We start from the raw sequence: 26,986 nt of genomic DNA, 5'->3' as shown, positions 1-26,986 counted from the left end.
AAACGGCGGCGCAAAGGTCGCGCCGCCGTCTGTTTTGAAGATAGCCTTACTGCGCGATGCAGGTGTCGGCGGTTTCGGGCGTGCAGACGTCAAGGCCCGTGTAGGTCGGGTCTGCCGGAGGCTCGCCGCCAGCAGCCATCTGTGCGAAGGCCTGCATCACGCGGTAGCCCATCTCGAACGGACGCTGTCCGACCTGACCGGCCGAATATCCTTCGCGCATCTGGTCGATCTGTACCGGAAGCGTGTCGGCCACGACGAGGGCGAGGCTGCCATCGGCGATCTTGTCCTTGTAGGGCTCGACCGCGGCGCGGTTCGCGTCAGGCACGAACTGCGGGAAGCCGCCTGTCGGCAGGAAGGCGTCCACGTCCGGGTTGGCGGCCATGAAGTCCTCGAACTGCTGTACCGAACGCGGGAAGTCGTCGTCGGTGTAGAGCGGGCAGCCGTCTGCTTCGGTCCAGCCGTTCTGGCCGGTCAGACGCTCACCCGGCGAGGTGGTGCCGGACATGTTGCCGAGCGTGTCGCGGATACCCTGCATACGCTCGTTGTGGTTGGCCGCCGCGGCGCCGCCGGACTGGATGCAGACCGTGCCGCCGTTCGGCTTGATCTGCATGGCGAGCTTGGCGAGGTTCACGCCGATTTCGTAGTTGTGCGTGCCGATGTAGGCCGTACGGAGCGACGGATCGAGAAGATCCGAGTCCCAGGTGATGAAGGGGATGCCGGCATCTTTCGCTGCCTGTGCCGCAACCGCCATGGCGGCGGCGTTCGATGGGGACACGCCGAGGCCCTTCACGTTGCCGCGCGCGATAAGGTCCATCACGATCTGAACCTGCTCGTCACCGCCGCCGTGCTCGCCCGGTCCGATATATTCGCAGACGAAGGCACCGTTCGCCTCGGCTTCCGCTTTCTTGCAGCCGTCGCGGGCCTGATCGAAGAACGGGTTGTTCATGTTCTTCGGCACTAGTGCGAAGATATCCTGGGCGAAAGCGGTCGAGCCGACCGAAAGCGCCGAGATGGCGAGTGCCGATGTTATCAAAAGCTTTTTCACAGCTTATCCTCCCAATGTTGTGCCGCCCGGCAGAAAATGAGCGGCGTTTTTAACGGTTCCGCCTTGGCAGAACCGTATCCCTAAGTTGCGCCAGATAGCTGCGGCCACCTTCCGTCTGCAGACCGATGAAGACCGCGAGGATGATGAACAGGCCGACAAAGGCGCCTTGCCAGTTCGAGTCGATCCCCGCCATCAAAAGCGCGTTTCGTATGACTTCCAGAAGCGCCGCGCCGACAATTGCGCCGTATGCCGTGCCGTAGCCGCCCAGCAGGTTCGCTCCGCCGATAACCGTCGCTGCGATCACGCGCAGTTCGTAGGTTTGACCAAGCGCGTTGATCGCAGAGCCCGTATAACCGAGGATCAAAAGCGATGAGACAGTAGCGGTGAAGGCGGAGAAGACATAGGCCTGGAACTTGATGAACTTGACGTTCACGCCGGTCAGGCGCGCGGCCTGTTCGTTGCCCCCGATGGCGAAAAGATGCCGTCCCCAGGCGCGGTACTTGAAGACGTAGCCGACGCAGAGCGCCATGAAGATCATGACCCAGAAATGCGAAGAGAAGGCAGGAATCCAGTCAGGCCAGAAGTCGCCTTCGACATTTGGCGGAAACTTGGCCTGTCCGATCGCCTTGACGATCGGCGCGTCCGGGCCGAATTGGTAGAGCATCTGGTTGCCCGAGATGACCACCGCCAGCGAGCGCGCAATCGACATCATACCCAGTGTAACCACGAATGGTGACATCCCGACATAGGCGATCAGGAAGCCGTTAACGGCTCCGCAGGCGAGGCCTGCCATGGTGCCCATGAAGAACGCCACGTACCACGGGTATTCCCACGTCAGGTAGAGACCTGCCACGATCGCGACCAGACCCATGATCGATCCGACGGAAAGATCGATCCCCGCAGTGATGATGACGCAGGTCATACCAAGCGCCATGATGCCAAAAATCGCGAAATTCCGCGTGATGTTGGCCATGTTCTGAGCGGTGAAGAAGCTGGGCTGGTACAGTCCGATAACAACGGAAATCACGATCAGGGCAACTGTCACCCAAAACGGTTGGCTGGACAGAATTCGTTGAAGGATTGTGCGTTCTTCAATCCCGGTGACATCGCTGATGTCTACCTGGCCGGCACTCTTCGCGCTATCAGGCGGCATCGATCGCTCCTGTGATCAGTCCGGTGATTTCTTCAGGCGAGGTATCGACAGTCTTTTTGTCGGCGACCTTGGACCCACGGCGAAGCACTGCAATCCGATCGCACACTTCGAACACGTCAGGCATCCGGTGCGAGATGAGGATCACGGCATGACCGGTTGCTTTCAAACGTTTAATCAGGTTCAGAACCTCCGCGACCTGACGCACCGAGATTGCAGCGGTTGGTTCGTCCATCAGCACGAGTTTCGGATCGGAGAGCCGGGTGCGCGCGATGGCAACGGCCTGGCGCTGACCGCCCGACATCTTCTGGACAAGGTCCCGTGGGCGCGTTTCGGATTTCAGTTCTTCGAAAAGCTGGGCAGAGCGGTCGATCATCGCCTGTTTGTCGAGCGTGGCGAAGGGGCCCCAGCCTTTCTTCAACTCCCGCCCGAGGAAGACGTTCTCGGCGGCCGTCAGGTTGTCGGCCAGAGCAAGATCCTGGTACACCACCTCGATCCCGGCTTTTCGGGCGTCGACGGGGCGGGTGAAATGCACCTCGCGTCCTTCGACTTCGATGCGACCGGTAGTGGGAGGAAAGTTTCCGGCGATGATCTTGACGAGCGTTGATTTGCCCGCGCCGTTATCGCCCATGAGACCGACCGCTTCGCCGGGGTCAATGGACAGATCGACACCTTGAAGCGCGTGGATCGCACCAAAGCTTTTCGTGACAGAGGAGAGTGCAAGCAAACTCATTTGCCGACCAAAGCCAAAGTGGCCACGGAACGAACCGTGCGTGTCATAGGCCTCCCTTCCCGCCATGCCGGCATTGCCCGGATTCTCGCATTTTGGCGGAGTGTTAGAGACATGGTGCAGCAAGAAATGTCCTTCCGTCAATTGGCGGAATCGATATCTTGCACTTTTTTTTCAACATGCCGGGGATCTGCAATTTTCGTTGCAGGGAATTGCAGTCGTCCGCCAGCCGAAACGCCGCGTCCTTCGTCTCGTTCGGGCGGAGTGGTCATTTGTAGACCGTCTTCAGCAGATGATTGCGGGACGTGCTTCAGTGAAGATGTCCTGCGTGGGCGAGTCCGGGCGGCGTATTTCTATCTGAATCTATTTGATTTTTTTTTGGTTCTGCACTCCGTCGGCAAAACGTATGCAAAACGTATGGCAAGCTGTCGGTCTGGATTGGCCTAACGAGGCGCGCTGGGCTCATGCAGAGCGCGGCGACGCCGGTCAGAGATTTGACCAGCGTCGCGTCATTGCACCGAAGGTGCGGCTGTCAGCGTGAGATCGCGTCCAGAACACGGGCCCAGCTGCGCGTGCCCTTGTGGAAGCTCTCGAGGTCATACTTCTCGTTCGGTGAATGCAGCGCGTCGTCGTCCAGACCAAAGCCGATCAGCATGGAATCGAGCCCGAGAATCTCCTTGAAGTGGCCGGCGATCGGGATCGAACCGCCGCCGCCGATAAACGCCGCTTCGCGCGGCCATTCATCGGAGAGCGCCGTCCGGGCGGCCTCGAAAACCGGGTTCTTGGTGGACATGACGCTGGCGGGTGAGGCGCTGTGATCGTGGAACGCGACCTTGCAGTCGGCTGGCAGCATTTCGGTAACCATTTTGCGGAAACTCTCGCGGATTGCCAGAGGGTCCTGGGTTCCGACCAGACGGAAACTGATCTTGGCCGAAGCCTGGGATGGCAGCACCGTCTTGAAGCCGTCACCGGTATAGCCCGACGACATCCCGTTGACTTCGCAAGTCGGGCGCGACCAGACCTGTTCGAGAACGCTGCGCCCGGTTTCGCCGGCGGGCACGGATAGTCCGACGGCGGCGAGGAAGTCTTCGGCGTCGAAGCCAAGGGCATCCCACTGCGCACGGATCTCGTCGGTCAGTTCAGGGACCCCATCGTAGAAACCCGGCACCGTGACGCGGCCCTCGTCGTCGTGCAGGGCGGCGATGATGCGGGCAAGCACGCGGGCCGGGTTGATCGCGGCACCACCGTAATAGCCCGAGTGCAGGTCGCGGTCGGGGCCGGTGATGACAATGCCCTCGCCCACGAGGCCTCGCAGCGACGTCACGATGGCCGGCGTGTCCTTGTCAAAACGCGAGGTGTCGCAGATCAGCGCGATGTCGGGCTGACTGAGTTCCTCTTTGTTCGCTTCAAGGAAGGGGATGAGCGACGGAGAACCGGTTTCCTCTTCCCCTTCGAAAAGGAAGGTGACGCGGCATGGCCATTCTCCCGTGACGGCCTTCCATGCGCGGCAAGCCTCGACGAACGTCATGAGCTGGCCCTTGTCGTCGGCTGTGCCGCGGCCCCGGATCACCTTGCCGTTCGGCGTATCCTGGATGACGGGCTCGAAGGGCGGGGTGTTCCAGAGGTTCAGCGGATCGACAGGTTGCACGTCGTAGTGGCCATAGAAAAGGACATGGGGGCTGCCTTCGCCCACGTGCCCGACCACCATAGGATGGCCGGGTGTCGGACGTGCCTCCGCTTCCACACCCAGTGAAGCGAGCTCCGCGACAAGCCAGTCCGCTGCCGACTGGCAATCGGCCTTGTACGCTGGATCGGTGGAGATGGACGGGATCCGCAGGAAGGTCATCAGGCGGTCAAGGGACGTTTCGAGTTCTGCGTCGATGCGGGCGAGAATGGCGTCGAGTGACATTTGGGCTCCGTTTGTATTCGGCCAGACGTTATCAGGTGCGGCGCGGGCGTCCAGAGTGGGTGGTCAAACTGATTGTATCGGCTAGGTTATGCCGAAATGTCAGGGAGGGCGAAATGCGTTGGGTGATGGTTCTTTTCATGCTTGCACTGGCTTTGCCTGCTGCGGCGCAAGTTTTGGATACGAAGGAAGCGCGCAAGACGCTGCTTTCGCTGAAGGGATATGAGGTCGTTTTGGCGGATGGGCTTTCGAAGAAGGACGCCGCCACGGTGAAGGCTATCGTGCCTCTGATGGCCGAGCAGTTGCGGCAGCCGGTTCGTTACTATGCGGCCATCGCCTGGTCGCCCGGAGATGGCCTGGTTCACGAATCGCTGCAGGCCGCCATGAATTTCCACAGTGTCGACGCTGCCCGTGCAGCTGCGACCGCGGCCTGTGCGCCCCTGCGGTCGGCCGGCACGCCGCCCTGTGCGGTTGCTGCCGTGATCGTTCCGAAGCGGTATAGCCCCCGCCCGCTGACGTTGTCCCTCGATGCTACCGCTGCGTTCGACAAGACCTTCCGGCGCGCCCCGTCACCCAAGGTTTTCGCCATTTCCCGGTCGACGGGGGCATTCGGAACCGGAGCCAACGACGCAGCGGCGATTTCGGCTTGCGGCGCGGCGGATTGCGAGGTCGTCATCAGGGATTGATCCGCGCCACTCCGAGCGCGCGGCATTTTGTTCACTGTTTTCCGGTGTTACTGTGCCATAGAAGCCCCCGGAAAAGTTCCAAGGAGAGATTGGTGGATTATTCCGGCAAGCTTGATGACGCCATTCAGCGCCTTCACGACGAAGGCCGTTATCGCACGTTTATTGATATCGAACGCAAGAAGGGGCAGTTTCCCCATGCTATCTGGCGTCGTACGGACGGTACGGAGCGGCCTGTAACCGTCTGGTGCGGAAACGATTATCTTGGAATGGGACAGCACCCGGACGTTCTTGCGGCCATGCACGAGGCGCTTGAGGCAACGGGCGCCGGTTCGGGCGGCACGCGCAACATCAGCGGCACAACCGTCTACCACAAGCGGCTGGAGGCCGAACTGGCCGACCTTCACGGAAAAGAATCGGCCTTGCTCTTCACCAGCGCCTACATCGCCAACGATGCCGCTCTCTCGACGCTGCCGAAGCTTTTTCCGGGATTGATCATCTATTCCGATGAACTGAACCATGCCTCGATGATCGAGGGGATCCGCCGCAACGGCGGAGCCAAGCGCATATTCCGGCACAACGACCTGGCGCATCTGCGCGAGTTGCTGGCGGCGGACGATCCGGCCGCGCCGAAACTCATCGCCTTCGAGTCGATCTATTCGATGGATGGCGATTTCGGTCCGATCCGGGAGATCTGCGATATGGCTGACGAGTTCGGCGCGCTGACCTATCTGGATGAGGTGCATGCAGTTGGCATGTACGGCCCGAGGGGCGGCGGCGTGGCAGAGCGTGACGGTTTGATGGACCGCCTCGACATTATCAACGGGACATTGGGCAAAGCCTTTGGGGTGCATGGCGGCTATATCGCGGCTAGCGCGAAAATGTGTGATGCGATAAGGTCTTACGCGCCTGGTTTCATCTTCACGACGTCGCTTCCTCCGGTTGTGGCGGCCGGTGCCTCGGCGTCGATCAGCGTGCTGAAGGAAGACCAGTCGATCCGCGACCGGCACCAGATGCAGGCGAAAATCCTGAAGATGCGGCTGAAGGCGCTGGGGCTGCCGATCATCGATCATGGCAGCCATATCGTGCCTGTAATCGTGGGCGATCCGATCCATACGAAGAAGCTGTCGGATATGCTTCTGGAACAGTTCGGGATCTATGTGCAGCCAATCAATTTTCCGACTGTCCCGCGCGGAACCGAGCGTTTGAGGTTCACGCCGTCGCCGGTTCACGGGCCCAAGGAAATTGACGCTTTGGTGCAGGCGATGGACAAGCTTTGGTCCCATTGTGCGCTCAATCGCGCCGAACTGTCCGCCTAAGTTATCCACAAGTGACCAGCGGATAGGTCTGTGTTAATTATTGGCACAATATGTTCGGAACCGATTCTGCTGTAGGTTCCGTGCCGGGGACAGCGGTGAGTGACATGGGGCAGGACACATGAGTGGACGTCCTGAGACGTCGAACGGGCAAGAGAAGCCGAAACTGAAGGGTTTCGACGACTTCGATCTTTTGCTTGGCGACATCATGCGCGGCGAGCGCGCCACCATGGGGAAGTCGCTTCTCGATGTGCAGCGCGAGCTGAAGATCAAGGCCACCTATATTTCCGCGATCGAGAACACCGATCCATCGGCGTTCGACACGCCGGGCTTCATCGCCGGTTACGTGCGGTCCTATGCGCGGTATCTGGGACTGGACCCAGAATGGGCATTCAAGACGTTCTGCGAGGAAGGCAATTTCACTGTTGCGCATGGAATGTCTGCGGATGCCTCTGTCCGCCGCGTGTCGCAACCGACGAAACAGGCTCGGAAGTCGCCGGGAACAAAGGTGCCCGGCGCATCCGCCAAGCCCGCCCACCTGCGCGACCCGTTCACCGAGCCGTCGGTCAGCTATCTGCCGAAGGGCGAAGCGGCGTTTTCGGGGTTCGAGCCGCGAGCTATAGGCTCCATCGCCGTGTTGCTGGTTCTGCTAGCCGGTATAGGATACGGGGGGTGGTCGGTTCTGCAAGAGGTGCAGAAAGTGCGTCTCACGCCGGTCGACCAGACGCCAGAGGTACTGGCCGAACTGGACCCGCTGGCTCCTGCGACGACACCTTCAAGCCTAGAGACAGGCGGTGTGGAGACGGCGGAAGTCATTGCGCCGACGACAGACCGGTTCGACAGGCTGTATCGCCCGGAAGCATTGGACGTTCCCGTACTTGTGGCCCGCGATGGCCCGATCTCGGCGATCGATCCGGACACTATCGGTGCTCTGGCGCCGTCCCGCGAGGAGAGCCTCGTCGCGTCCCGCGCCCCGCGTCCCGACAATTTGCCGTTTAGCGTTCCGGCCGGGGCCATTGACGGCGATCTGGAGGTTGCGCGACTTGATACCGATAATCTGCTGCCGCCAGTTCAGGTCGTCAGCGACGCGGCCCCGAGCGTTTCGCTACTTGCGGTGCGACCGTCCTGGGTGCGTGTGCGCGCGGCTGACGGAACGGTTGTCTTCGAGAAGATCCTCGACGCCGGCGAGACCTTCGAGGTGCCCTTGACGGAAGAACCCGCGACATTGCGCGCGGGGAATGCCAGTTCGCTCTACTTCGCCGTAAACGGTCAGACTTATGGTCCGGCCGGCGCGGGGCCGGAAGTGGTCAAGGATGTCGTCCTTGCTCCGGATGCGCTTATGGGGGTCTACAAGGTGGCCGACGTCGATCGCGACACCGATCTTAAGCGTTTCGTGGACGTCGCGCAGGCCAACAGCGGCCAGTAACGCAGCCTTGATTGCCAGCCGTGGCAGGCTGGCTTATCTAGGGTGGGAAATCTACGAAGGTCGCCCTTTCATGTCCCTGAACCATGTACGCCCCTGGCGGAACATCTACCGCCGCACGTCCCGCAAGATTCACGTCGGTTCTGTTCCCGTTGGGGGCGATGCGCCGATCAGCGTGCAGACGATGACCAATACCGACACGACTGACGTTAAGGCCACGGTCGCGCAGGTTCTGGCGGCGGCAGAGGCGGGGGCCGACATCGTTCGGGTCTCGACGCCGGACGAGGACTCGACCCGAGCGTTGCGCGAGATCGTGCGCGAAAGCCCGGTTCCGATCGTGGCGGATATCCATTTCCACTACAAACGCGCCATCGAAGCCGCCGAGGCAGGCGCGGCCTGTCTTCGCATCAATCCCGGCAATATCGGTTCCGAGGAGCGGGTCCGCGAGGTGATCAAGGCGGCCAAGGATCACGGCTGCTCGATCCGGATCGGTGTGAACGCGGGATCGCTTGAGAAGGACCTGCTGGAGAAATATGGCGAGCCGTGCCCCGATGCGATGGTCGAAAGCGGGCTGGATCACATCAAGATTCTTCAGGACAACGATTTCCACGAGTTCAAGATCAGCTGCAAGGCATCCGACGTGTTTCTTGCCGCTGCCGCCTATCAGGCTTTGGCGGAGGCGACGGATGCGCCTATCCACCTTGGCATCACCGAGGCCGGCAGCCTGAATGCCGGAACGGTGAAATCGGCGATCGGTCTGGGAAATCTCTTGTGGATGGGGATCGGGGATACGATCCGAGTTTCACTCTCGGCCGACCCGGTCGAGGAGGTGCGCGTCGGTTACGAGATCCTGAAATCTCTGGGTCTGCGGCACCGTGGGGTGAACATCATCTCTTGTCCCTCCTGCGCGCGTCAGGGCTTCGACGTGATCAAGACCGTCGAGGCGCTGGAAAAGCGGCTGGAGCATATCAAGACCCCGATGAGCCTCTCGATCATCGGCTGTGTCGTGAACGGGCCGGGCGAGGCGCTGATGACGGATGTCGGTTTCACTGGCGGCGGCGCGGGGTCGGGCATGGTTTATCTGGCCGGCAAGCAAAGCCACAAGATGTCGAATGACCAGATGATCGACCACATCGTGGAGCAGGTCGAGACGAAGGCTGCCGAGATCGAGGCTGCGAGCGCGGCGCAGGCGGCCGAATAAGGGACCCGGGGAGCCGCTGCTCGCGCTCCCCGCAGTATTTTCGAGAAGAAGATGTTGACGGGCTGGCGAAAGAGTACGGGTCAGCCCTGTTCGTCGCGCACGAGGCGGACGATCTGGCGCATCTGCTCGAGCTCGGCAAAGCCGCGGATGAAGGCCTCACCCACGATGAAGGTCGGCGTGCCCTGGATCTGAAGCAGATTTCCGAGCGCGCGGTTCTTCTGGATGATCTCGGTCACATCGTCGTCGTTCATCTTCGCCAGCACCGCTTCGTGGTCGAGATCAAGCCCGCTTGAAACGCGGGAGAGCGCAGCTTCGTTGATGTCGCCGTTCCAGGTCATCAGCTTGTCATGGAGTTGCTTATAGACCTCGTCACCGGCCAGCATCTTGGTGGCGATGGCGTACCGCGACGCAAGGGTGGAGGCCTCACCAAGGATCGGGAATTCCTTGACCACAAAGCGGATGTTCCCGTCCGAGGCGATCAGTTCCTCGACCGCCGGGAAGGCGCGTTTGCAGAAACCGCAGCGATAGTCGAGGAATTCGACCATTGTGACATCGCCATCCGGGTTGCCGCCGACAAAGCTGTAGCCATCGTCGAAGATGGCGTCATGGTTTGCTGCAAGAACCTGTTTTTCCTGTTCGATGGCCTGTTCCGCGCGGCGCTGCTCGAGCACCTGGATCGCCTCCATCAGGACTTCGGGGTTTTCCATGAGATAGTCGCGGATTTCGCTGCGGAAAATCGCCCGCTCGTTGTCGGACATCTGGTCGATGTCGAACGCGAGTGCCGAGGTGGTCATGGTCGCGGCCATCGTGAGCGCGGACAGGGTGGAACGCAGCATATCGGTCTCCAGAAAATCAAGCAGGGGGAGGATGACAGGTTTCTGCGGCGAAACCTAGGCCTTCACCAAGAATTGTAAACCTGCCTGCCATTGACGCCACATCCCGTGGTTGGCAGTGAGAAGAGGTCAAAGCCGGAGAGTTTCCCATGCGCCTGTCCCGTCGATCCGAGGTTGATCCGTTCATCGTCATGGATGTGATGGAGGCGGCAGCGCGGGCCGAGGCGGAGGGGCGGCCTGTCATCCATATGGAGGTGGGGCAGCCCGGAACGCCTGCGCCGGAAGGGGCGCGGCGCGCTTTGGTGCAGGCCATGGAGGCGGGGTCTCTGGGGTACACGGTCGCCCTCGGGCTTCCGGCATTGCGTCAGCGGATCGCCCGGCTTTACGGCGAGCGCCACGGAGTCGATCTGTCACCCGACCGGGTGGTGATTACTTCAGGTTCCTCGGGCGGGTTCATCCTTGCCTTCACGGCGCTGTTCGACGTGGGCGACAGAGTGGCGCTGGGTGCGCCGGGCTATCCCTCCTATCGTCAGATTCTTTCGGCTCTGGACCTCGTGCCCGTGGATATCGAGACGCGGGTGGAGGACCGTTATCAACCTGTTCCGGGAAACCTGCCGGACGACATTCAGGGACTGATCGTGGCATCGCCTGCCAATCCGTCCGGGACGATGCTGGACCGGACGGCGTTGGGGGCGCTGATCGGAGCGGCGTCCGGGCGTGGGGCATCGTTTGTGTCCGACGAGATCTACCACGGACTGGATTACGGGTTCAGGCCGGTCAGCGCCCTGGAGATCACGGATGAGGCCTATGTCATCAATTCCTTCTCCAAGTACTATTCGATGACGGGCTGGCGCGTTGGTTGGATGGTGGTGCCGGAAGATCATGTGCGTGCTGTCGAACGCCTGGCGCAGAACCTGTTCATCTGTCCGCCGCATGCGAGCCAGGTCGCGGCGCTGGCGGCGATGGAGTGCGGAGATGAGCTCGAGGCCAATGTCGCGGTCTATGCGAAGAACCGCGAGATGATGCTGAAGGAACTGCCTGTCGCGGGTTTCGACCGGATCGCGCCGCCGGATGGCGCATTCTATATCTATGCGGATGTCTCGGACTTCACGGACGACAGTCGCGCCTTCGCTGCCGAAATCCTGGCCGAGGCCGGGGTGGCGGTCACGCCGGGTCTCGACTTCGACAAGGGCAGGGGACATGCGACGATCCGCTTTTCCTACGCTCGTTCGAGCGAAGACATCGCAGAAGGGCTGGAGCGGTTGAAGAGGTTCATGAAGATGAAGGGCTTTTCCCCGAAAGGCGAATAGCTGTTTCTTGAATTGCCGTTTCGGGGTAATCTCCTGAAAAACGATAATCAGAGGCTATGGGCATTTTCATGCGTTTCCTGCGAGCCGCAGCAGCTGCGGCTTTGTTTGCCGTTTCCGCACAGGCGCAAACGCCACCTGCCGCCCTGGCCCAGCTAGGTCCGGAAGGTGCCGAGATCGTCGATGCTGGCGGAACAGTGGTGTTGACCGTTCCGTTGTCCCAGGCTGTACCGTGGCGGGTTGCGGCCAGCGATGGACCTCCCCGGATTATCGTCGGGTTCGGGGACCTGGTCTGGTCGGAACTACCCGGTATCGCGTCGCAGAGCGTTGCAGAAGTGCAGGTCTCGAAGCCCGAGGCTGGCTGGTCGGACCTGTCGCTTCTCTTGCGGGAACCGCTTTCGGTTGCTTCAGCCGAGATGGCCACGGCAGAGGATGGGACGGCGCTTCTGGAAGTCAGAATGCTGCCAACGACGGCCGAGGAGTTTCGTAGGAACGCCCAACCATCTGATTCAAAAGAGATTTTTGGTTCTAGAGAGGCGTCGGAGAGGCGGCTGGTGGTGGCGATCGATCCGGGACACGGCGGCATCGACCCCGGAGCGGTGGCGGTCGACCTGATCGAGGCCGATCTTGTGCTTGCCGCGGCGCGTCGGCTGAAGGAAGTGCTCTTGCGTACTGGGCGGTTCGACGTGGTCCTGACGCGGGAAGAAGATGCGTTCGTTTCGCTGGAGGCGCGGCTGACAACGGCAAGATCCGCAGGCGCGGATGTTTTCCTGTCTCTTCATGCCGACGCACTTGAGGACGTAGACGGGTCAGCCAGCGGGATCACTGTATATCGCCTTCCAAACGAGGCCGCGGAGACAGCCGACGAGTTGCTCGCCACCCGTCATGCGCCGGACGATCTTCTGAAGGGCGTCGATCTGACGGGGGCAGGAGACGACGTGGCTCTGGCGCTGCTCCACATTGCGCGGCGCGATACATCACCACGAAGCCACGCGTTGCAGCGGATGCTGATCGAGGCATTCCGCAGTTCCGGGCTGCAGGTGAATTCGCGTCCCGAAAGAGTGGGCGCATTCTCGGTTCTCAAGTCTGCGGAGATACCTTCGGTGCTGATCGAGTTGGGCTTCCTGTCGTCGGACAAAGACCGCGAACGGCTTGCGAAGGCAGGTTGGCAGGACGAGGCCGCGATGGCTGTTTCCGAGGCGCTTTTGCGATGGCAGGACGAAGATCGCCTGCGGGCGGAAGTCATTGACGAGTGACCGGCGATTTTGCGGGCCGGAAATGGCCGATTTGACGCAGAGGAGGTTTTGACCCTGCGGATACCAATGACTATATTGACCGCCTAGGCGGAAAGGTTTTGCATTGACCCGTTTCATCCTCTCGTTCTTCGGCGCGATCTTCAGTGTTCTGACCCTTGGGTTGGTGATGGGCGCTTTGACGATCGGCGCTGTCTTCTGGGTCTATGGTCAGGACCTGCCGGACCACGAGACGCTGGTAAACTATCAACCGGCGACGATCAGTCGGATCTACTCGCCCGAAGGGCGCATCATCGACGAATTTGCCGAGGAGCGCAGGCTTTACGCCCCGGCAGACGAGATTCCCGCTCTGGTCAAGCAGGCGTTCATATCGGCTGAGGACAAGAACTTCTACGAGCATCAGGGGTTCGATCTGCGGGGTATTGCGGCGGCCGCCTATGAGGCCGTGCAGTCGCGCGGCGCGTCGGTGCGGGGGGCGTCGACGATTCCGCAGCAGGTCGCAAAGATCTCGTTTCTTGGTGGCGAACGGACGATCGACCGAAAGCTGAAAGAGATCATTCTTGCAACGCGGATGGTCTCTTCGCTGGACCGGGAGAAGATCCTGGAGATTTATCTGAACGAGATCTTCCTTGGTCAGAATGCTTATGGGGTCGCTGCTGCGGCGCAGGTGTATTTCAACAAGACCCTGAGTGAACTTGAGCCTCAGGAAGCGGCCTACCTTGCGGCGCTGCCCAAGGCGCCGTCGACATATCATCCTGTCCTGCAGGAAGAACGCGCGGTGACGCGCCGGAATTTCGTGCTGCGGGAGATGTGGCAGAACGCGTTCCTGACGGATCAGGAGTTCGAAACGGCGCGCGTCGCGCCCTTGCTGACCGTGCAGGCCGGCGACTACGAGGCGTTTCGCGAACAACTGCCGCCGCGCGATTACTTCACCGATGAAATCCGGCGTCAGCTCTCGCGTGATTTCGGTGACGAAGGGTTCCGCAGCGCCGGCCTGACCGTGCGCGCGACCATCGATCCCGACATGCAGTCCATTGCCGCGGCGGCGCTTCAGGAGGCGCTGGAAGAGTATGACCGGGAGCAGGGCGAGTGGCACGGCGTGAAGGTCTCGCTGGAGCCGGATGCGCTTGTCGGTGAGGAAGACGGTGTTGCGCGCTGGCGTCTGGCGCTGGAAGGCGCGGAGGCGGTGCGCGATGTCGGGGACTGGTACCCGGCCGTGGTCCTGTCGATCGAAGGAGACAGGGCGCGGATCGGTGTCGAGGATTGGCTGGATGGCGACGATGGTCACTGGATCGTTCCGGGCGACCTGAAATGGATCCGGGGCGCGCGCGTGCCTTCGGACATACTGAAGGTGGGGGACGTGATCCACGTTCGCCACGAAGGCGGCTCTGCAAGCGATCCGGTCTTCTCGCTGCGCCAGGTTCCGAAGGTGCAAGGCGGGTTCATGGCCATGGACGTGCACAACGGACGTGTTCTGGCGATGCAGGGTGGCTTCAGCTATCAGGATTCGGTATTCAACCGTGCCACGCAAGCGCAACGCCAGCCCGGATCGTCCTTCAAGCCTTTCGTCTATGCCGCCGCTCTGGATTCCGGCTTTTCGCCGGCGACCATCATCATCGACGCTCCGATCGAGGTTGATGTCGGGGGTGGCCGTGTCTGGCGGCCGAAAAACGCCTCGAACCAGTTCTATGGTCCGACACCGCTGCGCACGGGAATCGAGCGCTCGCGGAACCTGATGACCGTGCGACTTGCGGAAGAGGTCGGCATGACCACGGTTGCGAGCTATGCCCAGAGATTTGGCGTCTACGATCGGATGGAGCCCTTCCTTGCGAACTCACTGGGATCCCAGGAAACGACATTGTTCCGCATGGTTTCGGCCTATGCGATGTTTGCCAACGGCGGACGGCTGGTCGAGCCTACGCTGGTCGACAGGGTGCAGGACCGCTGGGGCACGACGATCTATCGCCATGATCAGCGCGACTGTGTCGACTGCGATATCCGTCAGCTTTCGGCAGGTGAATTGCCCGACATCGTTTCGACCAGCAGGCAGGTGATGAACCCGATCACGGCGTACCAACTGACGTCGATGATGCGCGGCGTGGTGGAGCGTGGCACGGCGGCCGGGGCCGTGAACCTTGGTGTGCCGACGGCGGGCAAGACCGGCACGACGAACGATGCCCGCGATGTCTGGTTCGTGGGCTTCACCTCGAATATCGCTGCCGGATGCTATATCGGTTACGATCTGCCGGAACCGCTTGGGCGAGGCGCATCGGGTGGCGCGATGTGCGCCCCGGTATTCCAGAAATTCATGCAGAAGGCGGTGGAGAAGTACGGTGCGGGACGGTTTGCCATTCCGCCGGGAGGGCGCTTCATCAAGATCGACCGGTTCACCGGAGCACGGCTGCCGGACGATGCCGTCGGCGACTACGTGGTGGCGGAATACTTCCGCGAAGGTGAGGAACCGGTTTTCGGGATCACCTTCGACGGCGGTTTCGCTATGGGTGCGAACCTTCCCCTGTTCACCGACACCGAGCTTGGCCGGGCGGATCGCACGGTAACGAACTCCCAGGGTGAGCAGGTGACCATACCGCAGCAGGCGACGGTTGGCGAAATCTCGTCGGGCGGCTTGTATTAGTGCCTTCTGATCGGCAGGCGGCGCATGTTGAATTCCGCTGCGGACGACTGTCTGAGGTTTCGCTTGCCAAGGCGGGTGCCGTGATGGCACAAGTGAATGATTATATGGCATAAATTCCTGGACAACATGGGAGAGGGTAATGGCAAGTTACGTTTGCGAAAAATGCGGAATGAGCATCGGAACCATGACCTGCGGCAAATGCGGCAAGGAACTGCAGCATTCCACGCTCACGAAGCCTGATGGCACGTCGGTCCACATTTCCGAATGCCCTGATGGACATGGCAAGGTGAAGTCGCCGATGTGCTGTGGACAGGACATGACCTGCTCGGTCTGAGGTCCTGCCGGGACGGAAAGCGCCTGGTGTTCCAAAGTCGTTTTCTCAAAGAAATGTTTCCGGAGTCTTTCGAGATCCCGGAACAACCTGCGTGAGAACGGAAATCAGTCCTCGGCCTGCGCCTCGCCGCGTTTCATGCCCGAGACGCCCATCGCCAGTGTCGCGGCCATCAGCCCGTCGAGATCGCCGTCGAGCACACCTTGCGTGTCGGACGTCTCGTAGCCCGTACGAAGGTCTTTAACCATCTGGTAGGGCTGGAGGACGTAGGACCGAATCTGGTTTCCCCAACCCGCATCGCCCTTGTTCTCGTGCGCCTCGTTTATGGCCGCGTTCCGGCGGTCGAGTTCCATCTGGTAAAGCCGCGATTTCAGCGCCTTCATGGCGATGTCGCGGTTCTGGTGCTGAGACTTTTCCGATGAGGTCACGACGATCCCGGTCGGGATATGCGTGATCCGGACGGCGGAGTCCGTGGTGTTGACGTGCTGACCGCCCGCACCTGACGAGCGGTAGGTGTCGATGCGGATGTCGTTGGGCGCCACCTCGATCTCGATATTATCGTCGACAACGGGATAGACCCAGACCGAGGAGAAGGACGTATGGCGGCGTGCGGCGCTGTCATAGGGCGAGATGCGCACGAGACGGTGCACGCCCGATTCAGACTTCAGCCATCCATAGGCGTTGGGACCGGATATCTTGTAGGCGGCCGACTTGATGCCGGCTTCTTCGCCAGGGCTTTGAGACTGAAGTTCAACTTTGTAGCCGTGCTTTTCGGCCCAGCGGACATACATACGCGCCAGCATCGAGGCCCAGTCGCAGCTTTCGGTACCGCCGGCACCCGAGTTGATTTCGAGGAACGTGTCGTTGCCGTCGGCTTCGCCATCCAGAAGCGCCTCGATCTCGGCCTGGGCCGCGCGGTCTTTCAGTTTCCTGATCGCAGCCTCGGCCTCGGTGACGACATCCTTGTCGTCCTCCATCTCGCCAAGTTCGATCAGTTCGATATTGTCCGACAGTTCCTGCTTCATCGAGCGGTAGCGGTCCATGGCATCGACCAGCATCTGCCGCTCGCGCATCAGTTTTTGCGCCTTCTCGGGATCGTCCCAAAGATTGGGATTCTCGACCATGACGTTGAATTCTTCCAGCCGGTGCTCAGCCGTCTGCCAATCCATCCGCTGGGCAAGCAGATCGAGTGACTTTTCGATGGCGGCGACCGTGTTTTCGGTCTCGGCGCGCATGGGGGCCTCCGGATGGCTGGGTTATCGTCGGATGCTGATAGCAACCGCACGAAGAGGCTTCAAGCGACGGCGGTCTCCGGTTTACACTTTCAGACATCTGGGGGGAGGCGGAGATGCGGTTTTTTGGAAGTGCGGATCAGCAGGCCATGGGGCAGAGGGGCGCGAACCTCTTTGCGCTTGTCCAGGATGACCCGCGCTTTGCCTGGTACGGACGGAACGTGACCCTGGTGGATTTCAGCCTCTCTGAGCTCGACACGTTCGAGTCGCTTGTGCGGCTTCAGGGTGCGACCGCGGGGTATAGGGTAAGGCGAGAACTGGAGCATCAATTCAGGGCCGCGCTGGAAACCCGCGGTTTGCGTTCCGATGTCTTCGGATTCTCCGTATCCGCTGATGACACGTCGGTCGAGAAGGCGCGTAGGGTGCTGCGTGATTTCCGTTTGCCGGATGATCTGGACGTGAGTTTCCTTGCGCCCGACAGCGCTGACGGTGATGTCGAGGCCTTCGCCGAAATTGCCCTGATGGCGGATGTACTGCCGCCGCCAGACACCGTCCTTCGTGGCCAGGCGCGTCGGGGCGTGGCACTGGTTGCACGAGAGCGCGGCAGCGGGCGCCCGGTCGGGTGTGCGGCGTCCTTCGCCAATTTTCATCCCGACAGCATCATGGCGGACACCTGTTTCTGGGGCATGCTGGCGACACATCCAGACCGCAGGGGCGAAAAGATCGCGCTTGTCCTTGGCGCGAAGGCCATGATCGCGATGCACGAGAAGACGGGTATCGGAAAGTTCTCGACCGGCATTCGGGACGACAATATCCCGTCCGAGCGGCTTTGCGAGAAACTGGGCGTTGTCAGGTCGGACTACCTGATCATCATTGGGATGGACCCGGATGCGTTCAGGGATGCGAGGATTACGAAGTGATCTGGATCAATGCCAGTTCGGGACGTCTTACGGAGTATGCCTGCCATGATGGATGACAATCCGCTTCCACTGCCGCCTTCGCCGCCACCCGATATCGCGCAGGTGACACTGGCGGAGCTTTGGGCATCGCTCAGGGCAGGTATCTCGGATTTCCAGACCGCGCCATTGTTCGGGCTGGCGTTCAGCCTGTTCTATGTGCTGGCCGGGGTGGTACTCTGGTGGATCGGCGCCGGGACGTTTCTTTGGACGCTGGCGTTCGCCCTAGGTTTTCCCCTGGTCGCGCCCTTCGCGGCGGTCGGGCTTTACGAAGTCAGCCGCCGGATCGAGGCTGGCGAGCCATTGGCCTGGTCAGACGTGCTGGGTGTGATCTGGAACGAACGCACCCGGCAACTTCCGTGGGTGGGCGTCATCCTGGCGCTGATTTTCCTGTTCTGGAGCTTTTTCGCCCATATGACCTTCGCCATGTTCTTCGGGCCTTCGGCGCTGATGAACATGGAGTCCGAATGGGCGCTGTTCCTGACCCCTACCGGCATGGCGATGCTCGCCGTTCAGGTCGTTGTCGGGGCAGGGGTTGCGTTTCTGACCTTCGGTCTGACGGCGGTGTCGCTGCCGCTTTTGGTCGACAAGGAATTCGATTTCGTCACGGCTATGCTTGTCAGTCTGGATACCGTGGCACGGAACAAGATCGTCATGGGAGTCTGGGCGGTGATTGTGGCCTTCTGCCTGTTCGTCGCCATGCTTCCTGCGTTCCTCGGGCTGTTCATCGCACTTCCGGTTCTTGGGCACGCGACGTGGCACATTTACCGCCGGGCGTTGTATCATCCGGTTTGACGTCCGGCTGTCCCGCAATAGCCGGGTGCCGAAGAAGAAAGGAGTTGGGGAGATGAGTTTTCAAGAAACTATTGCCAAGTGCTTTTCGAATTACGTGACGTTCTCGGGGCGGGCTCCACGCTCTGAATTCTGGTGGTTCATGTTGTTCATTCTTTTAGGGAATATCGTGTTCGCCATATTGGACTCGATCCTGTTCGGCCGCGCAGCAGATGGCCAGCAGATCGGAATTCTTGGCGGTTTGTTCGGTCTGGCTGTTTTTCTGCCGTCGATTTCCGTTGGCGTCCGGCGACTGCATGACGTGGACAAATCGGGATGGTGGTATCTTCTGATCCTTGTTCCGTTGATCGGTACTCTGATCCTGATCGTCGCTTTTTTCATCCATAGGGGCACCACTGGCCCAAACAGATTCGGCGAGGATCCGCTGGGCAGCATGCCTCTGGCAGGCTGATCAGAGCCATTGGCGACGGATTGAGTCAGATCAACGCCGGCGGCGGCGGACAGCGTCACAGTGTCTACCGTTGGAGGGTGACAGACAGGAGATGCCGATGTCGGGTGCCGCGCAACCCCTTAGCGACGATCTGCCGGACTGGGCGTTGTGGGTATTCTTCCTGCTGACCTTCTTGATCACCTGGGGAGTGATCGGGCCCTATATCCTGTATCCTGATTGGGCCGCCGAGCGGTTCGGCGAGATCAGCGGCACGCATCCCGCCTTCTTCCTGGCAACCTGGGCCCCTGCGTTATCCGCATTCGCGCTGATAGCGGTGCTGCGTGGGGCGGGTGGCTTGCGGGTTTTTCTGTCTCGGCTGGCTCTGTGGCGGATCTCCGCGGCGTGGGTCGTGTTCGTCGCACTTGGTCTTCCCTGCGTGTTCGTCGCCGGTTCGCTGATCAAGGGCGGTCCCATGTTGGCCCCGATGACAGAGAACGGCCCGGGCGCGTTGTTCACCGTTCTCGTGATCATGCTCTTCCTCGGCCCGGTGGAGGAGTTCGGCTGGCGCGGTGTCGCGCAGCCCCTGTTGCAGCGCCGGGTCATGCCGTTCTGGGCGGGGATCGTGATCGGGAGCGCCTGGGGCCTTTGGCATCTTCCGGCATTCTATCTTGCGGGTACCGTTTTCGCAGAGTGGAACTTTTTGCCGTTCTTCATCGGGAACGTCACGCTCGCCGTGCTTGTCACCCCGATCTTCAACGCGTCCCGGGGAAGCTTGCTCTGGCCGATGTTGTTTCACTGGCAACTGATCAATCCGTTCTGGCCGGATGCACAGCCCTGGGACACCTGGATACTGGTGGTCGTTGCCGTGGTGATTGTTCTGTTGAGCAGGAAGACGATGTTCAGGCGGCAGGGTGCAGCGACCGAGGTTATCCCCGGAAGTCTTTCGATCCGTTGATACGAAAGAAAACAGCCCGCGCGGGTGGGCGCGGGCCGGTGCTGTCAGACACGCAAGCGCGTCCGTTCGGCGTTATTGTCCGGAAGAAGCAGGAGCTGCGGGCTTGGGCGCTGCGGCCTTGCCGCCGGAGTTCAGCGGATCTTCCTGGCGCTGAACCGAGCCTTCGAAATGAGCGCCGGACTCGATCGCGATTGTCTTGTGGATGATGTCGCCTTCGACGCGGGCGGTCGATGTCAGGCGGACCTTGATGCCGCGAACCTTGCCCACGACCCGGCCATTCACCACAACATCGTCCGCGATGCATTCGCCTTTGACGGTGGCGCCTTCGCCCACGGTCAGAAGGTGGGCGCGGATGTCGCCCTCGACATTCCCCTCGATGTTGATGTCACCGGTCGTCTTGATGTTGCCCGAGATGGTCAGGTCCGCCGAGAGGACCGATGCGGGCGGTTTTGCCTTGGGAGCGTTCGACGACGTAAAGTCTGCGGTGGCTTTCGATTCATTCATCGCGGGGGCCTTATCCTTTTCTGCCTCTGTATCCTGTTTGGGGCCGGGCTCGTTGATCTTGCTTTTAGAAAACATCTCTTGCTGCCTTGATGTATTTCAACGGGTTTACGGGTTTCCCGCCGACGCGCACTTCGTAGTGGAGATGCGTGCCCGTCGAACGTCCGGTATTCCCCATATCACCGATGCGGTCTCCGCGCGAGACCCTTTGCCCAACCTTTACGCGAATTTTGGACAGATGTGCGTATCGCGTCTCGAAACCGAAGTCGTGCTTGATCTTGATGAGGTTTCCGTAGCCGCTCTGGCGACCCGCGTGAACTACCACGCCGTCGGCCGTTGCGTGGATCGGTGTCCCGGTCGCGCCTGCCCAGTCATGGCCCTCGTGCATGCGACCCCAGCGCTGACCAAAGCCGGACGTCGAGCGATAGTAGCCACGCACGGGGAAGCCGAAGGGAAGCTTTTGCGCGGCGATCCGGTAAAGGTTCAGTTCGTCGAGTTGGCCAAGCACATCGTTGGCGCGCGCGGTGACCTCATCAATCTCGGCATCGCCGCTGGTCGAGAAGGTGATCGGCGTCAGGGGGCCACCCTGGCCGGAATAACTGCGCCGGACCTGTTCGAGGATCGAGTCCGTCGGAAGTCCAACGGCCGAGAACATCTCGTCGATCGGCACCAGCGACGATGCGACCGCATCCTCGATCTGAGTGAATATCCGCTCGTTGCGCTCTGCTTCGAGCCGGCTGTCGAGGGCAATCCTGTCCAGCGCCAGTTCGGCCTCGCTGACCGTTTCCTGCATCGCGTCACGCTGGCCGGCAAGATCACCCAGCGCCGCGCTCAGCATGCCAAGCGTCGTCTCCAGATCGGCCATCCGCCTTGCGTCTGGCTCATCCGACTCGTTCTGATCCAACTCCGCGCGGAGCGCGGCAACCTGGTCGCGGGCCTCGTCACGGTCCTTCATGGTGTCGCGCAGGGTTGCGGCAACGACGTCGATCCCGGTTTCCAGTTCCTTCAGCCGATCCTCGGACGCCAGAAGGCGCGACTGCATCGCCGAGACTTCCGAGAGCGCGATCGCAAAGCGTTCCTGAGCCTGCGATGCTTCTAGCGCGCGGGCATCGCGTTCGGCCGCAAGCTGGTTCAGTCGCTGCTCGTAGATCGCCTGATCCCGGAGTGCCTGCTGCTTGAGATCGCCTGCACCGAGCGAATGCATCAGGAGCATGGCGGATGAAATAATCGTCCATCCGAGCAGGAGCGCGCTTCCGGTAACGCCAACGAATTGCGTCATCGGCGACAGGCGGATGAAACGCGTCTCTGTGTCGGATCTCAGGAACAGGCGTTGTTCCGGGAAGGCGCGCTCGAACATGGCGCGGATCTTGATCACAATCGGTCTGTGCACAGGTTGGTCCCTAACCCGTTGATATCCCCCGCAGCCCGGCCTTGTGTCGGGCGTGGGCTGCCGAAGTGTTAACGGCTGTGGAAAAATCAGGCAACCTTACTGTCCCATGCGGGCGTATGCGCCGCACAAACCTGCTCGTTTCGGCGGGAATTCGCCGAACCTCAGCCGGTTTTGCTGAGCGGCCAATAGAAATCCGGGGGCAGGCCGGCTTCGGCGCGTTTCTCTTCATTGAAAGGAGGCTTCAGCGGGCCGTGGAAGTATTTCCGGACTAGATCGTGGAAAACCGGTTTTGGATCCAGGTCGCCGCGGCCGCAGAGGAAGTGAAACCACTTCGATCCATAGGCCACGTGCCCGACCTCTTCGGCATAGATCGTTTCGAGAGCGGCGATGGCTCTCGTGTCACCTGCCTTCCTGAAAATCTCGATCATACCGGGCGTGACGTCCAGACCACGCGCCTCCAGAACCATGGGAACGACTGCGAGGCGCCCGAGAATGTCGTTGGCGGTATCCTCGGCAGCCCGCCACATGCCGGCATGGGCGGGGAGAGCGCCGTAATGGCTTCCAAGCGCTTCGAGGCAATCCGAGACAAGGTTGAAATGCTTGGATTCCTCGTCCGCAGCCTTGACCCAGTCGTCGTAGAAACCGATCGGCATCGGCACGTGGCCGAAACGGGCGATAATGTCCCAGTGCAGGTCGACGGCGTTGAGCTCGATATGCGCCACGGCGTGCAGCAGCGCGATCCGACCCTGCGGCGATCCCGGCTTGCGTTTGGGCACGTCGCGAGGGTCCAGAAGCTCGGGTTCCTCAGGGCGGGCAGGTTGGAGGGGCGGCTCCGCGGTGCCGACCGGGATCGTGTCGCCGGCCTCACGGGCGGCGAACCAGCGCGCGGCGTGCGCACGGGACAGAGCCGTTTTTTCGCGCCCGTCGGCGGTCGAAAGGACCTCGATGGCCATCTCTGTCAGCGTGGATGCCATGCCATATGTCTTTCTTCCTGGGGAAAATCCGGCTGGGGGCGGTGGACGGCGCCCCCGGCTGGTCGCCGCTGAAGGCGGCGATGACTAGCCCTTCAAAGCCTCGAGAACTTCATCCACATGACCCGGCACCTTAACCTTGCGCCACTCCTTCAGGACAGTGCCGTCGCCATCGATGAGGAATGTCGCGCGTTCTATGCCCATGTATGACTTGCCGTACATGCTCTTCTCGACCCAGGTTCCGTAGCGTTCGCAGACGTCGCCTTCGGCATCCGAGGCGAGGATGACGTCGAGCTCGTATTTGGCGATGAACTTGTCGTGTTTTGCGGCCGTGTCCTTCGAGACGCCTACGACGACCGCTCCTGCGGCATCGAACTCCGCCTTGCGTTCGGTGAAGCCCTGCGCTTCCTTCGTACAGCCGGACGTGTCGTCCTTCGGATAGAAGTAGAGAACGACCTTTCTCGGATAGAGCTTCGACAGCGTGATCTCGCCGCCGCCGTCGCGTGGAAGGGAGAAATCGGGTGCGTTATTGCCTTCAAGGCTCATGGTGGGTCCCTCGTCTAGCGGATATGTGACACAAATGCCTGTTGGGTTTTAGGGCATATCGGTCAAGAATAAAGGTCAGCCATCGCGCAGATGAGAAAATGAACAAGTCGGTCGAGCAGGAAACTACCGAGGAAGTGCCGGAGCTGGCCCGTCCTCTGCCGCGCCGCATCCGGCATGGCAGGATCGGTCTTGGCATGGTCGCTTCCCTTTTCCTTGCCTGCGTGATCCTTTCAATTCTCTTCCTGTCGCTTTCGGGCCGGACCGTGCCGATGCCGGAGATGGTCAAGGCTCGGGTCGAGGCCGCGGTGAACGCGCGGCTGGGCGACGGTCAGGTGCGCATCGGCGATATCAGGCTTGGTGTTGCACGGGACGGCATTCCCCGTGTCAGGATGAATGACGTTGCCATCGGTAACCCTGCGGGAGGCGCGGTGGCTGTTCTGAACACCTTGCGCGCCACGTTGTCGCCGGGACGGTTGCTGCGGGGAGAGCTGGCGGCTTCCCAGCTGGAACTGACCGGAGCACAGATCACGCTGCGCCGTACCGCGTCGGGCGAATTCGCTTTCGCGGCCGGACAAAGCGGGGAAACGGGTGCGCGAAGCGTTCCGGGTCTTCTGAACCTCGTCGATGAGGTTTTTTCCGCGCCGGCGCTCTCCTCGCTTGAGACGGTCGAGGCGGGCGGTATCGTTCTCAGTCTCGAAGATGCGCGCTCCGGCCGGATCTGGCAGGCGACCAACGCGACGCTGATCCTGCGCCGCGCCGATCGCGCCACCACGCTCACGCTTGTCTCGGATGTCTTCAACGGGACTGATGACGTGGCCGAGATCCAGGTTTCGGTCGCCCGCAACCTTTCGACATCGGGGGTCTCTCTCGGTGCAACGGTTGCACGGATGCCGGCGGCGGACATCGCGCTCCAGTCGCCTGTCCTTGCCTGGCTGGGGGTTCTGGACGCCCCCCTTTCAGGTTCGGTTCGCACCGAGATCGCTGCCGATGGTGCGGTTTCTGCCTTTGCCGGGACACTCGATATTGGGGCCGGAGCGCTGCAGCCGCTTCCGGATGTACAACCGGTCGCGTTCTCTTCGGCGCGCACCTATTTCACGTTTGACCCCGCACGGCAAAGGATCGACTTTTCGGACTTGGCCGTTGTCTCGGAGTACGGTCGGCTTGCAGCGACCGGACATACTTATCTTGCTGAATTGTCGGGTCCATGGCCGCGCGCGTTTCTCGGGCAGTTCAATGTCTCCGCGCTGGAATACGGGGGCGAAGGGGTTTTCGAGGAGCCGCTTGCCTTGTCAGGCCTTCGGGCAGATCTGAGGCTTCGGCTGGACCCGTTCACCGTTGAAATCGGACAGGTCGCCCTGGACAAGGAAGAGGCGCAAATTCGCGCGAAGGCTCGTGTCAGCGCCGAGGAGGATGGCTGGCATGTTTCAGTGGATGCCCAGAGCCCGGCTATCACTTCCGAACGTGTTCTTGCTCACTGGCCCATAGTCGTTTCACCCGTGACGCGGGGCTGGCTTGCCGACAACCTCCGAACGGGAACCCTGCGAGATGTGTCGGCGGGCTTTCGTTTCAAACCCGGTGAAAAGCCCGATACGATCCTCAGCTTCGAATTCGACGGGGGCGACGTCAGTTTTCTGAAGCAGATGCCGCTTCTGACCGGGGCGGCGGGTCGTGCCACGCTGCTGGACAAAAGGTTTGCGCTGTTCCTGGACGAGGGCTGGATAGATTCCGGACGACGTGGCGTTCTCGATGCTTCGGGCTCGGCCTTCGTTGTTCCGGACGTGCGGCAAAAGCCGGCAACGGGCGAGATCGCGCTCAATGCCGCGGGTCCGCTGGATGCGGCTCTGGAGATTCTGAACAACCCGCCTCTGCGGATCATGGATCGCGCGAGGAGGAGCCCCGATCTGGCGACAGCGGATGCGCGCGCGGAAGCCCGGATCGTGCTGCCTCTGGCAGGGCGTATCGGACGCGACGACATCGATTATTCCGTCACTGCAGAACTGCGCGGGGTCTCATCAGACAGGATTGCGGCGGGGCGGCTTCTGAGCGCGGACCGCATCGCTCTGGATGTAACGACCGAAGAGGTCCGGCTAGACGGTCCTTTCATGCTGGACGGCGTACCCCTGCAGGCAGGCTGGCGTCAGCCATTGGGCGAAGCGGCGACAAATGGAGGCTGGGTCGAAGGTACGGTTGTCCTGTCGGAAGAAACCATGAAGGCGCTGGATATTCCCTTGCCGGAGGGCTTGATCGGTGGGCGGGGAACCGGACAGTTCCGGCTGGATTTACCGCCCGGTGCGCCGCCGCAGCTCAGCCTCAGTTCGGATTTGTCAGGGCTTTCCATGAGCATCGACGGATTGGGTTGGCGCAAGGCGGCGGGCGAGAGGGGCGGTTTTGACCTGGCAGCTCAGCTTGGCGAAACTCCCGTTGTTGAAGGCCTGTCGTTGTCTGCGGCGGGTCTCGCTCTGGATGGTCGCATAATGCTGGGTCAAGGCGGCGGCTTCGAGGGGGCCGTGTTCGATAGCGTTAAGGTCGGCGGCTGGCTTGACGGGAGTGTGGAGATCACGGCCCGAGATGGGGGCGCGGCGCCGGCTGTCAAGGTGACCGAAGGCCGGTTGGACCTTCGCGGTTTGCCCGAAGGCAACAGCGGTCCCGGCGATGGAGCACCCTTCGACATTTCGCTGACCGAACTTGTGGTGACGGACAGTGTCTCGCTGGCTCCGGTTCGCGGGAGTTTTCAGCGTGGCAGGGCAGGGTTGTCGGGCACATTCGAGGCGCGGTTGAATGGCGCCACGCCCGTGCGCGGCACGCTTGCGCCTGCAAACGCGGGCACGGCAGTCCGGATCCAGTCCGATGACGCAGGCGGAGCAATCCGGGATGCTGGCCTGACCCCGAACGCCCGGGGGGGAACACTGGATCTTGTCCTGACGCCGGTCCGTGGTGCCACCGCCGGCACCTATGACGGTCAGTTCCTGGTGGAAGGTCTCCGATTGCGTCGGGTGCCTGCTCTGGCAGGTCTCCTGGATGCCGTCAGCGTGGTTGGTCTTCTGGATCAGTTGGCGGGACCGGGCATCCTTTTCAGCTCCGTTGATGGGAAGTTCCGGCTCACGCGCGAGCGACTGACCCTGACCGAGGCCGCAGCCGTCGGCGGGTCTTTGGGAATCTCGGCCGACGGAATTTATGATTTCGTCTCGAAGCGGATGGATATCCGCGGGGTGATCTCACCCGTCTATTTCGTCAACGGAATAGGGGCGGCGGTCTCTCGGCGTGGCGAGGGGCTGTTTGGATTCAACTACCGCATGACGGGACCGGCGTCAGCGCCCGAGGTTTCCGTGAATCCGCTGTCGATCCTTGCCCCGGGCGCGTTGCGCCGCATCTTCCGTGGTCAGCGGTCCGGAGAATGACG

Annotated in this window: 23 protein-coding genes; 13 read left to right on the top strand and 10 right to left on the bottom strand. The window is 61.4% G+C overall.

The window, feature by feature from the left end; all coding sequences use genetic code 11:
- Window positions 1–46: 46 nt before the first annotated feature.
- The 4 genes from ACKLNI_RS14745 to ACKLNI_RS14730 form a co-directional block, all read right to left on the bottom strand.
- The gene (locus ACKLNI_RS14745; protein WP_413719841.1) at window positions 47–1,045 is read right to left on the bottom strand and encodes a substrate-binding domain-containing protein; all 999 of its coding nucleotides are present in this window, start codon (window positions 1,043–1,045) and stop codon (window positions 47–49) included.
- 49 nt (window positions 1,046–1,094) lie between these two features.
- Window positions 1,095–2,198, bottom strand: a complete 1,104-nt coding sequence (locus ACKLNI_RS14740) for an ABC transporter permease (RefSeq protein ID WP_413719840.1) — start codon at window positions 2,196–2,198, stop codon at window positions 1,095–1,097.
- The gene (locus tag ACKLNI_RS14735; RefSeq protein WP_413719839.1) at window positions 2,188–2,928 is read right to left on the bottom strand and encodes an ATP-binding cassette domain-containing protein; all 741 of its coding nucleotides are present in this window, start codon (window positions 2,926–2,928) and stop codon (window positions 2,188–2,190) included. Before ACKLNI_RS14735 ends, ACKLNI_RS14740 begins: the two co-directional genes overlap by 11 nt.
- A gap of 529 nt (window positions 2,929–3,457) precedes the next feature.
- Window positions 3,458–4,834 carry a M20/M25/M40 family metallo-hydrolase gene (locus tag ACKLNI_RS14730; RefSeq protein ID WP_413719838.1) on the bottom strand — a complete coding sequence of 459 codons (1,377 nt, stop codon included), beginning with the start codon at window positions 4,832–4,834 and terminating at the stop codon, window positions 3,458–3,460.
- A 113-nt stretch (window positions 4,835–4,947) separates the two neighbouring features.
- Between ACKLNI_RS14730 and ACKLNI_RS14725 the strand changes: the two genes are divergently transcribed.
- The 4 genes from ACKLNI_RS14725 (at window position 4,948) to ispG (ending at window position 9,454) form a co-directional block, all read left to right on the top strand.
- Entirely contained in the window at window positions 4,948–5,517 is a 570-nt protein-coding gene (locus ACKLNI_RS14725) for a hypothetical protein (RefSeq protein ID WP_413719837.1), read from the top strand.
- Window positions 5,518–5,609: 92 nt separating this feature from the next.
- On the top strand, window positions 5,610–6,833 hold the full coding sequence (hemA, locus tag ACKLNI_RS14720; RefSeq protein WP_413719836.1) for a 5-aminolevulinate synthase: 1,224 nt from the start codon (window positions 5,610–5,612) through the stop codon (window positions 6,831–6,833).
- A 118-nt stretch (window positions 6,834–6,951) separates the two neighbouring features.
- Window positions 6,952–8,256 (top strand): helix-turn-helix domain-containing protein, encoded by a 1,305-nt coding sequence (locus tag ACKLNI_RS14715; protein ID WP_413719835.1) that lies wholly within the window; start codon window positions 6,952–6,954, stop codon window positions 8,254–8,256.
- A 70-nt stretch (window positions 8,257–8,326) separates the two neighbouring features.
- The gene (gene ispG, locus ACKLNI_RS14710; RefSeq protein ID WP_413719834.1) at window positions 8,327–9,454 is read left to right on the top strand and encodes a flavodoxin-dependent (E)-4-hydroxy-3-methylbut-2-enyl-diphosphate synthase; all 1,128 of its coding nucleotides are present in this window, start codon (window positions 8,327–8,329) and stop codon (window positions 9,452–9,454) included.
- Window positions 9,455–9,534: 80 nt separating this feature from the next.
- Here the strand turns inward: ispG and ACKLNI_RS14705 are convergent, their stop codons facing one another.
- Entirely contained in the window at window positions 9,535–10,290 is a 756-nt protein-coding gene (locus tag ACKLNI_RS14705; protein ID WP_413719833.1) for a DsbA family protein, read from the bottom strand.
- A gap of 146 nt (window positions 10,291–10,436) precedes the next feature.
- Here ACKLNI_RS14705 and ACKLNI_RS14700 point away from each other — a divergent pair, with 146 nt between their 5' ends.
- From ACKLNI_RS14700 to ACKLNI_RS14685, 4 genes are all read left to right on the top strand, one after another.
- A complete protein-coding gene (locus ACKLNI_RS14700; protein ID WP_413719832.1) occupies window positions 10,437–11,597 on the top strand; it encodes a pyridoxal phosphate-dependent aminotransferase in 1,161 nt (386 codons plus the stop codon).
- 68 nt (window positions 11,598–11,665) lie between these two features.
- Window positions 11,666–12,850, top strand: coding sequence for an N-acetylmuramoyl-L-alanine amidase family protein (locus tag ACKLNI_RS14695; protein ID WP_413719831.1), 1,185 nt, complete (start codon window positions 11,666–11,668; stop codon window positions 12,848–12,850).
- Window positions 12,851–12,953: 103 nt separating this feature from the next.
- On the top strand, window positions 12,954–15,482 hold the full coding sequence (locus ACKLNI_RS14690) for a penicillin-binding protein 1A (protein WP_413719830.1): 2,529 nt from the start codon (window positions 12,954–12,956) through the stop codon (window positions 15,480–15,482).
- 169 nt (window positions 15,483–15,651) lie between these two features.
- Window positions 15,652–15,816, top strand: coding sequence for a zinc ribbon-containing protein (locus ACKLNI_RS14685; protein ID WP_413719829.1), 165 nt, complete (start codon window positions 15,652–15,654; stop codon window positions 15,814–15,816).
- Between the two features lie 104 nt (window positions 15,817–15,920).
- On the opposite strand, the gene prfB is transcribed toward ACKLNI_RS14685, so the two are convergent.
- Entirely contained in the window at window positions 15,921–17,048 is a 1,128-nt protein-coding gene (gene prfB, locus ACKLNI_RS14680; RefSeq protein ID WP_413719828.1) for a peptide chain release factor 2, read from the bottom strand.
- Between the two features lie 113 nt (window positions 17,049–17,161).
- Between prfB and ACKLNI_RS14675 the strand changes: the two genes are divergently transcribed.
- The 4 genes from ACKLNI_RS14675 (at window position 17,162) to ACKLNI_RS14660 (ending at window position 20,178) form a co-directional block, all read left to right on the top strand.
- A complete protein-coding gene (locus ACKLNI_RS14675) occupies window positions 17,162–17,965 on the top strand; it encodes a GNAT family N-acetyltransferase (RefSeq protein ID WP_413719827.1) in 804 nt (267 codons plus the stop codon).
- A gap of 45 nt (window positions 17,966–18,010) precedes the next feature.
- The gene (locus ACKLNI_RS14670; protein WP_413719826.1) at window positions 18,011–18,796 is read left to right on the top strand and encodes a DUF2189 domain-containing protein; all 786 of its coding nucleotides are present in this window, start codon (window positions 18,011–18,013) and stop codon (window positions 18,794–18,796) included.
- Window positions 18,797–18,848: 52 nt separating this feature from the next.
- On the top strand, window positions 18,849–19,244 hold the full coding sequence (locus tag ACKLNI_RS14665; RefSeq protein ID WP_413719825.1) for a DUF805 domain-containing protein: 396 nt from the start codon (window positions 18,849–18,851) through the stop codon (window positions 19,242–19,244).
- 97 nt (window positions 19,245–19,341) lie between these two features.
- Window positions 19,342–20,178, top strand: a complete 837-nt coding sequence (locus ACKLNI_RS14660) for a CPBP family glutamic-type intramembrane protease (protein ID WP_413719824.1) — start codon at window positions 19,342–19,344, stop codon at window positions 20,176–20,178.
- A 72-nt stretch (window positions 20,179–20,250) separates the two neighbouring features.
- Here ACKLNI_RS14660 and ACKLNI_RS14655 read toward each other — a convergent pair whose 3' ends face one another.
- The 4 genes from ACKLNI_RS14655 to ACKLNI_RS14640 form a co-directional block, all read right to left on the bottom strand.
- Window positions 20,251–20,757, bottom strand: coding sequence for a bactofilin family protein (locus ACKLNI_RS14655; protein WP_413719823.1), 507 nt, complete (start codon window positions 20,755–20,757; stop codon window positions 20,251–20,253).
- Window positions 20,747–22,069 (bottom strand): DUF5930 domain-containing protein, encoded by a 1,323-nt coding sequence (locus tag ACKLNI_RS14650; RefSeq protein WP_413719822.1) that lies wholly within the window; start codon window positions 22,067–22,069, stop codon window positions 20,747–20,749. Before ACKLNI_RS14650 ends, ACKLNI_RS14655 begins: the two co-directional genes overlap by 11 nt.
- 161 nt (window positions 22,070–22,230) lie before the next feature.
- On the bottom strand, window positions 22,231–23,043 hold the full coding sequence (locus tag ACKLNI_RS14645) for a ferritin-like domain-containing protein (RefSeq protein ID WP_413719821.1): 813 nt from the start codon (window positions 23,041–23,043) through the stop codon (window positions 22,231–22,233).
- A gap of 84 nt (window positions 23,044–23,127) precedes the next feature.
- Window positions 23,128–23,586: a peroxiredoxin gene (locus ACKLNI_RS14640; RefSeq protein WP_413719820.1), complete on the bottom strand. Its 459-nt coding sequence runs from the start codon at window positions 23,584–23,586 to the stop codon at window positions 23,128–23,130.
- 98 nt (window positions 23,587–23,684) lie between these two features.
- On the opposite strand from ACKLNI_RS14640, the gene ACKLNI_RS14635 reads away from it, so the two are divergent.
- Window positions 23,685–26,984, top strand: a complete 3,300-nt coding sequence (locus tag ACKLNI_RS14635; protein WP_413719819.1) for a YhdP family protein — start codon at window positions 23,685–23,687, stop codon at window positions 26,982–26,984.
- Window positions 26,985–26,986: the final 2 nt, after the last annotated feature.

Origin of the sequence: Silicimonas lutimaris, from assembly GCF_047314965.1 — a bacterium.
GTDB lineage: Bacteria > Pseudomonadota > Alphaproteobacteria > Rhodobacterales > Rhodobacteraceae > JAVJUV01.
Note: the sequence above shows the minus strand (reverse complement) of the source record. Positions and strands in the feature narration are given on the sequence as shown.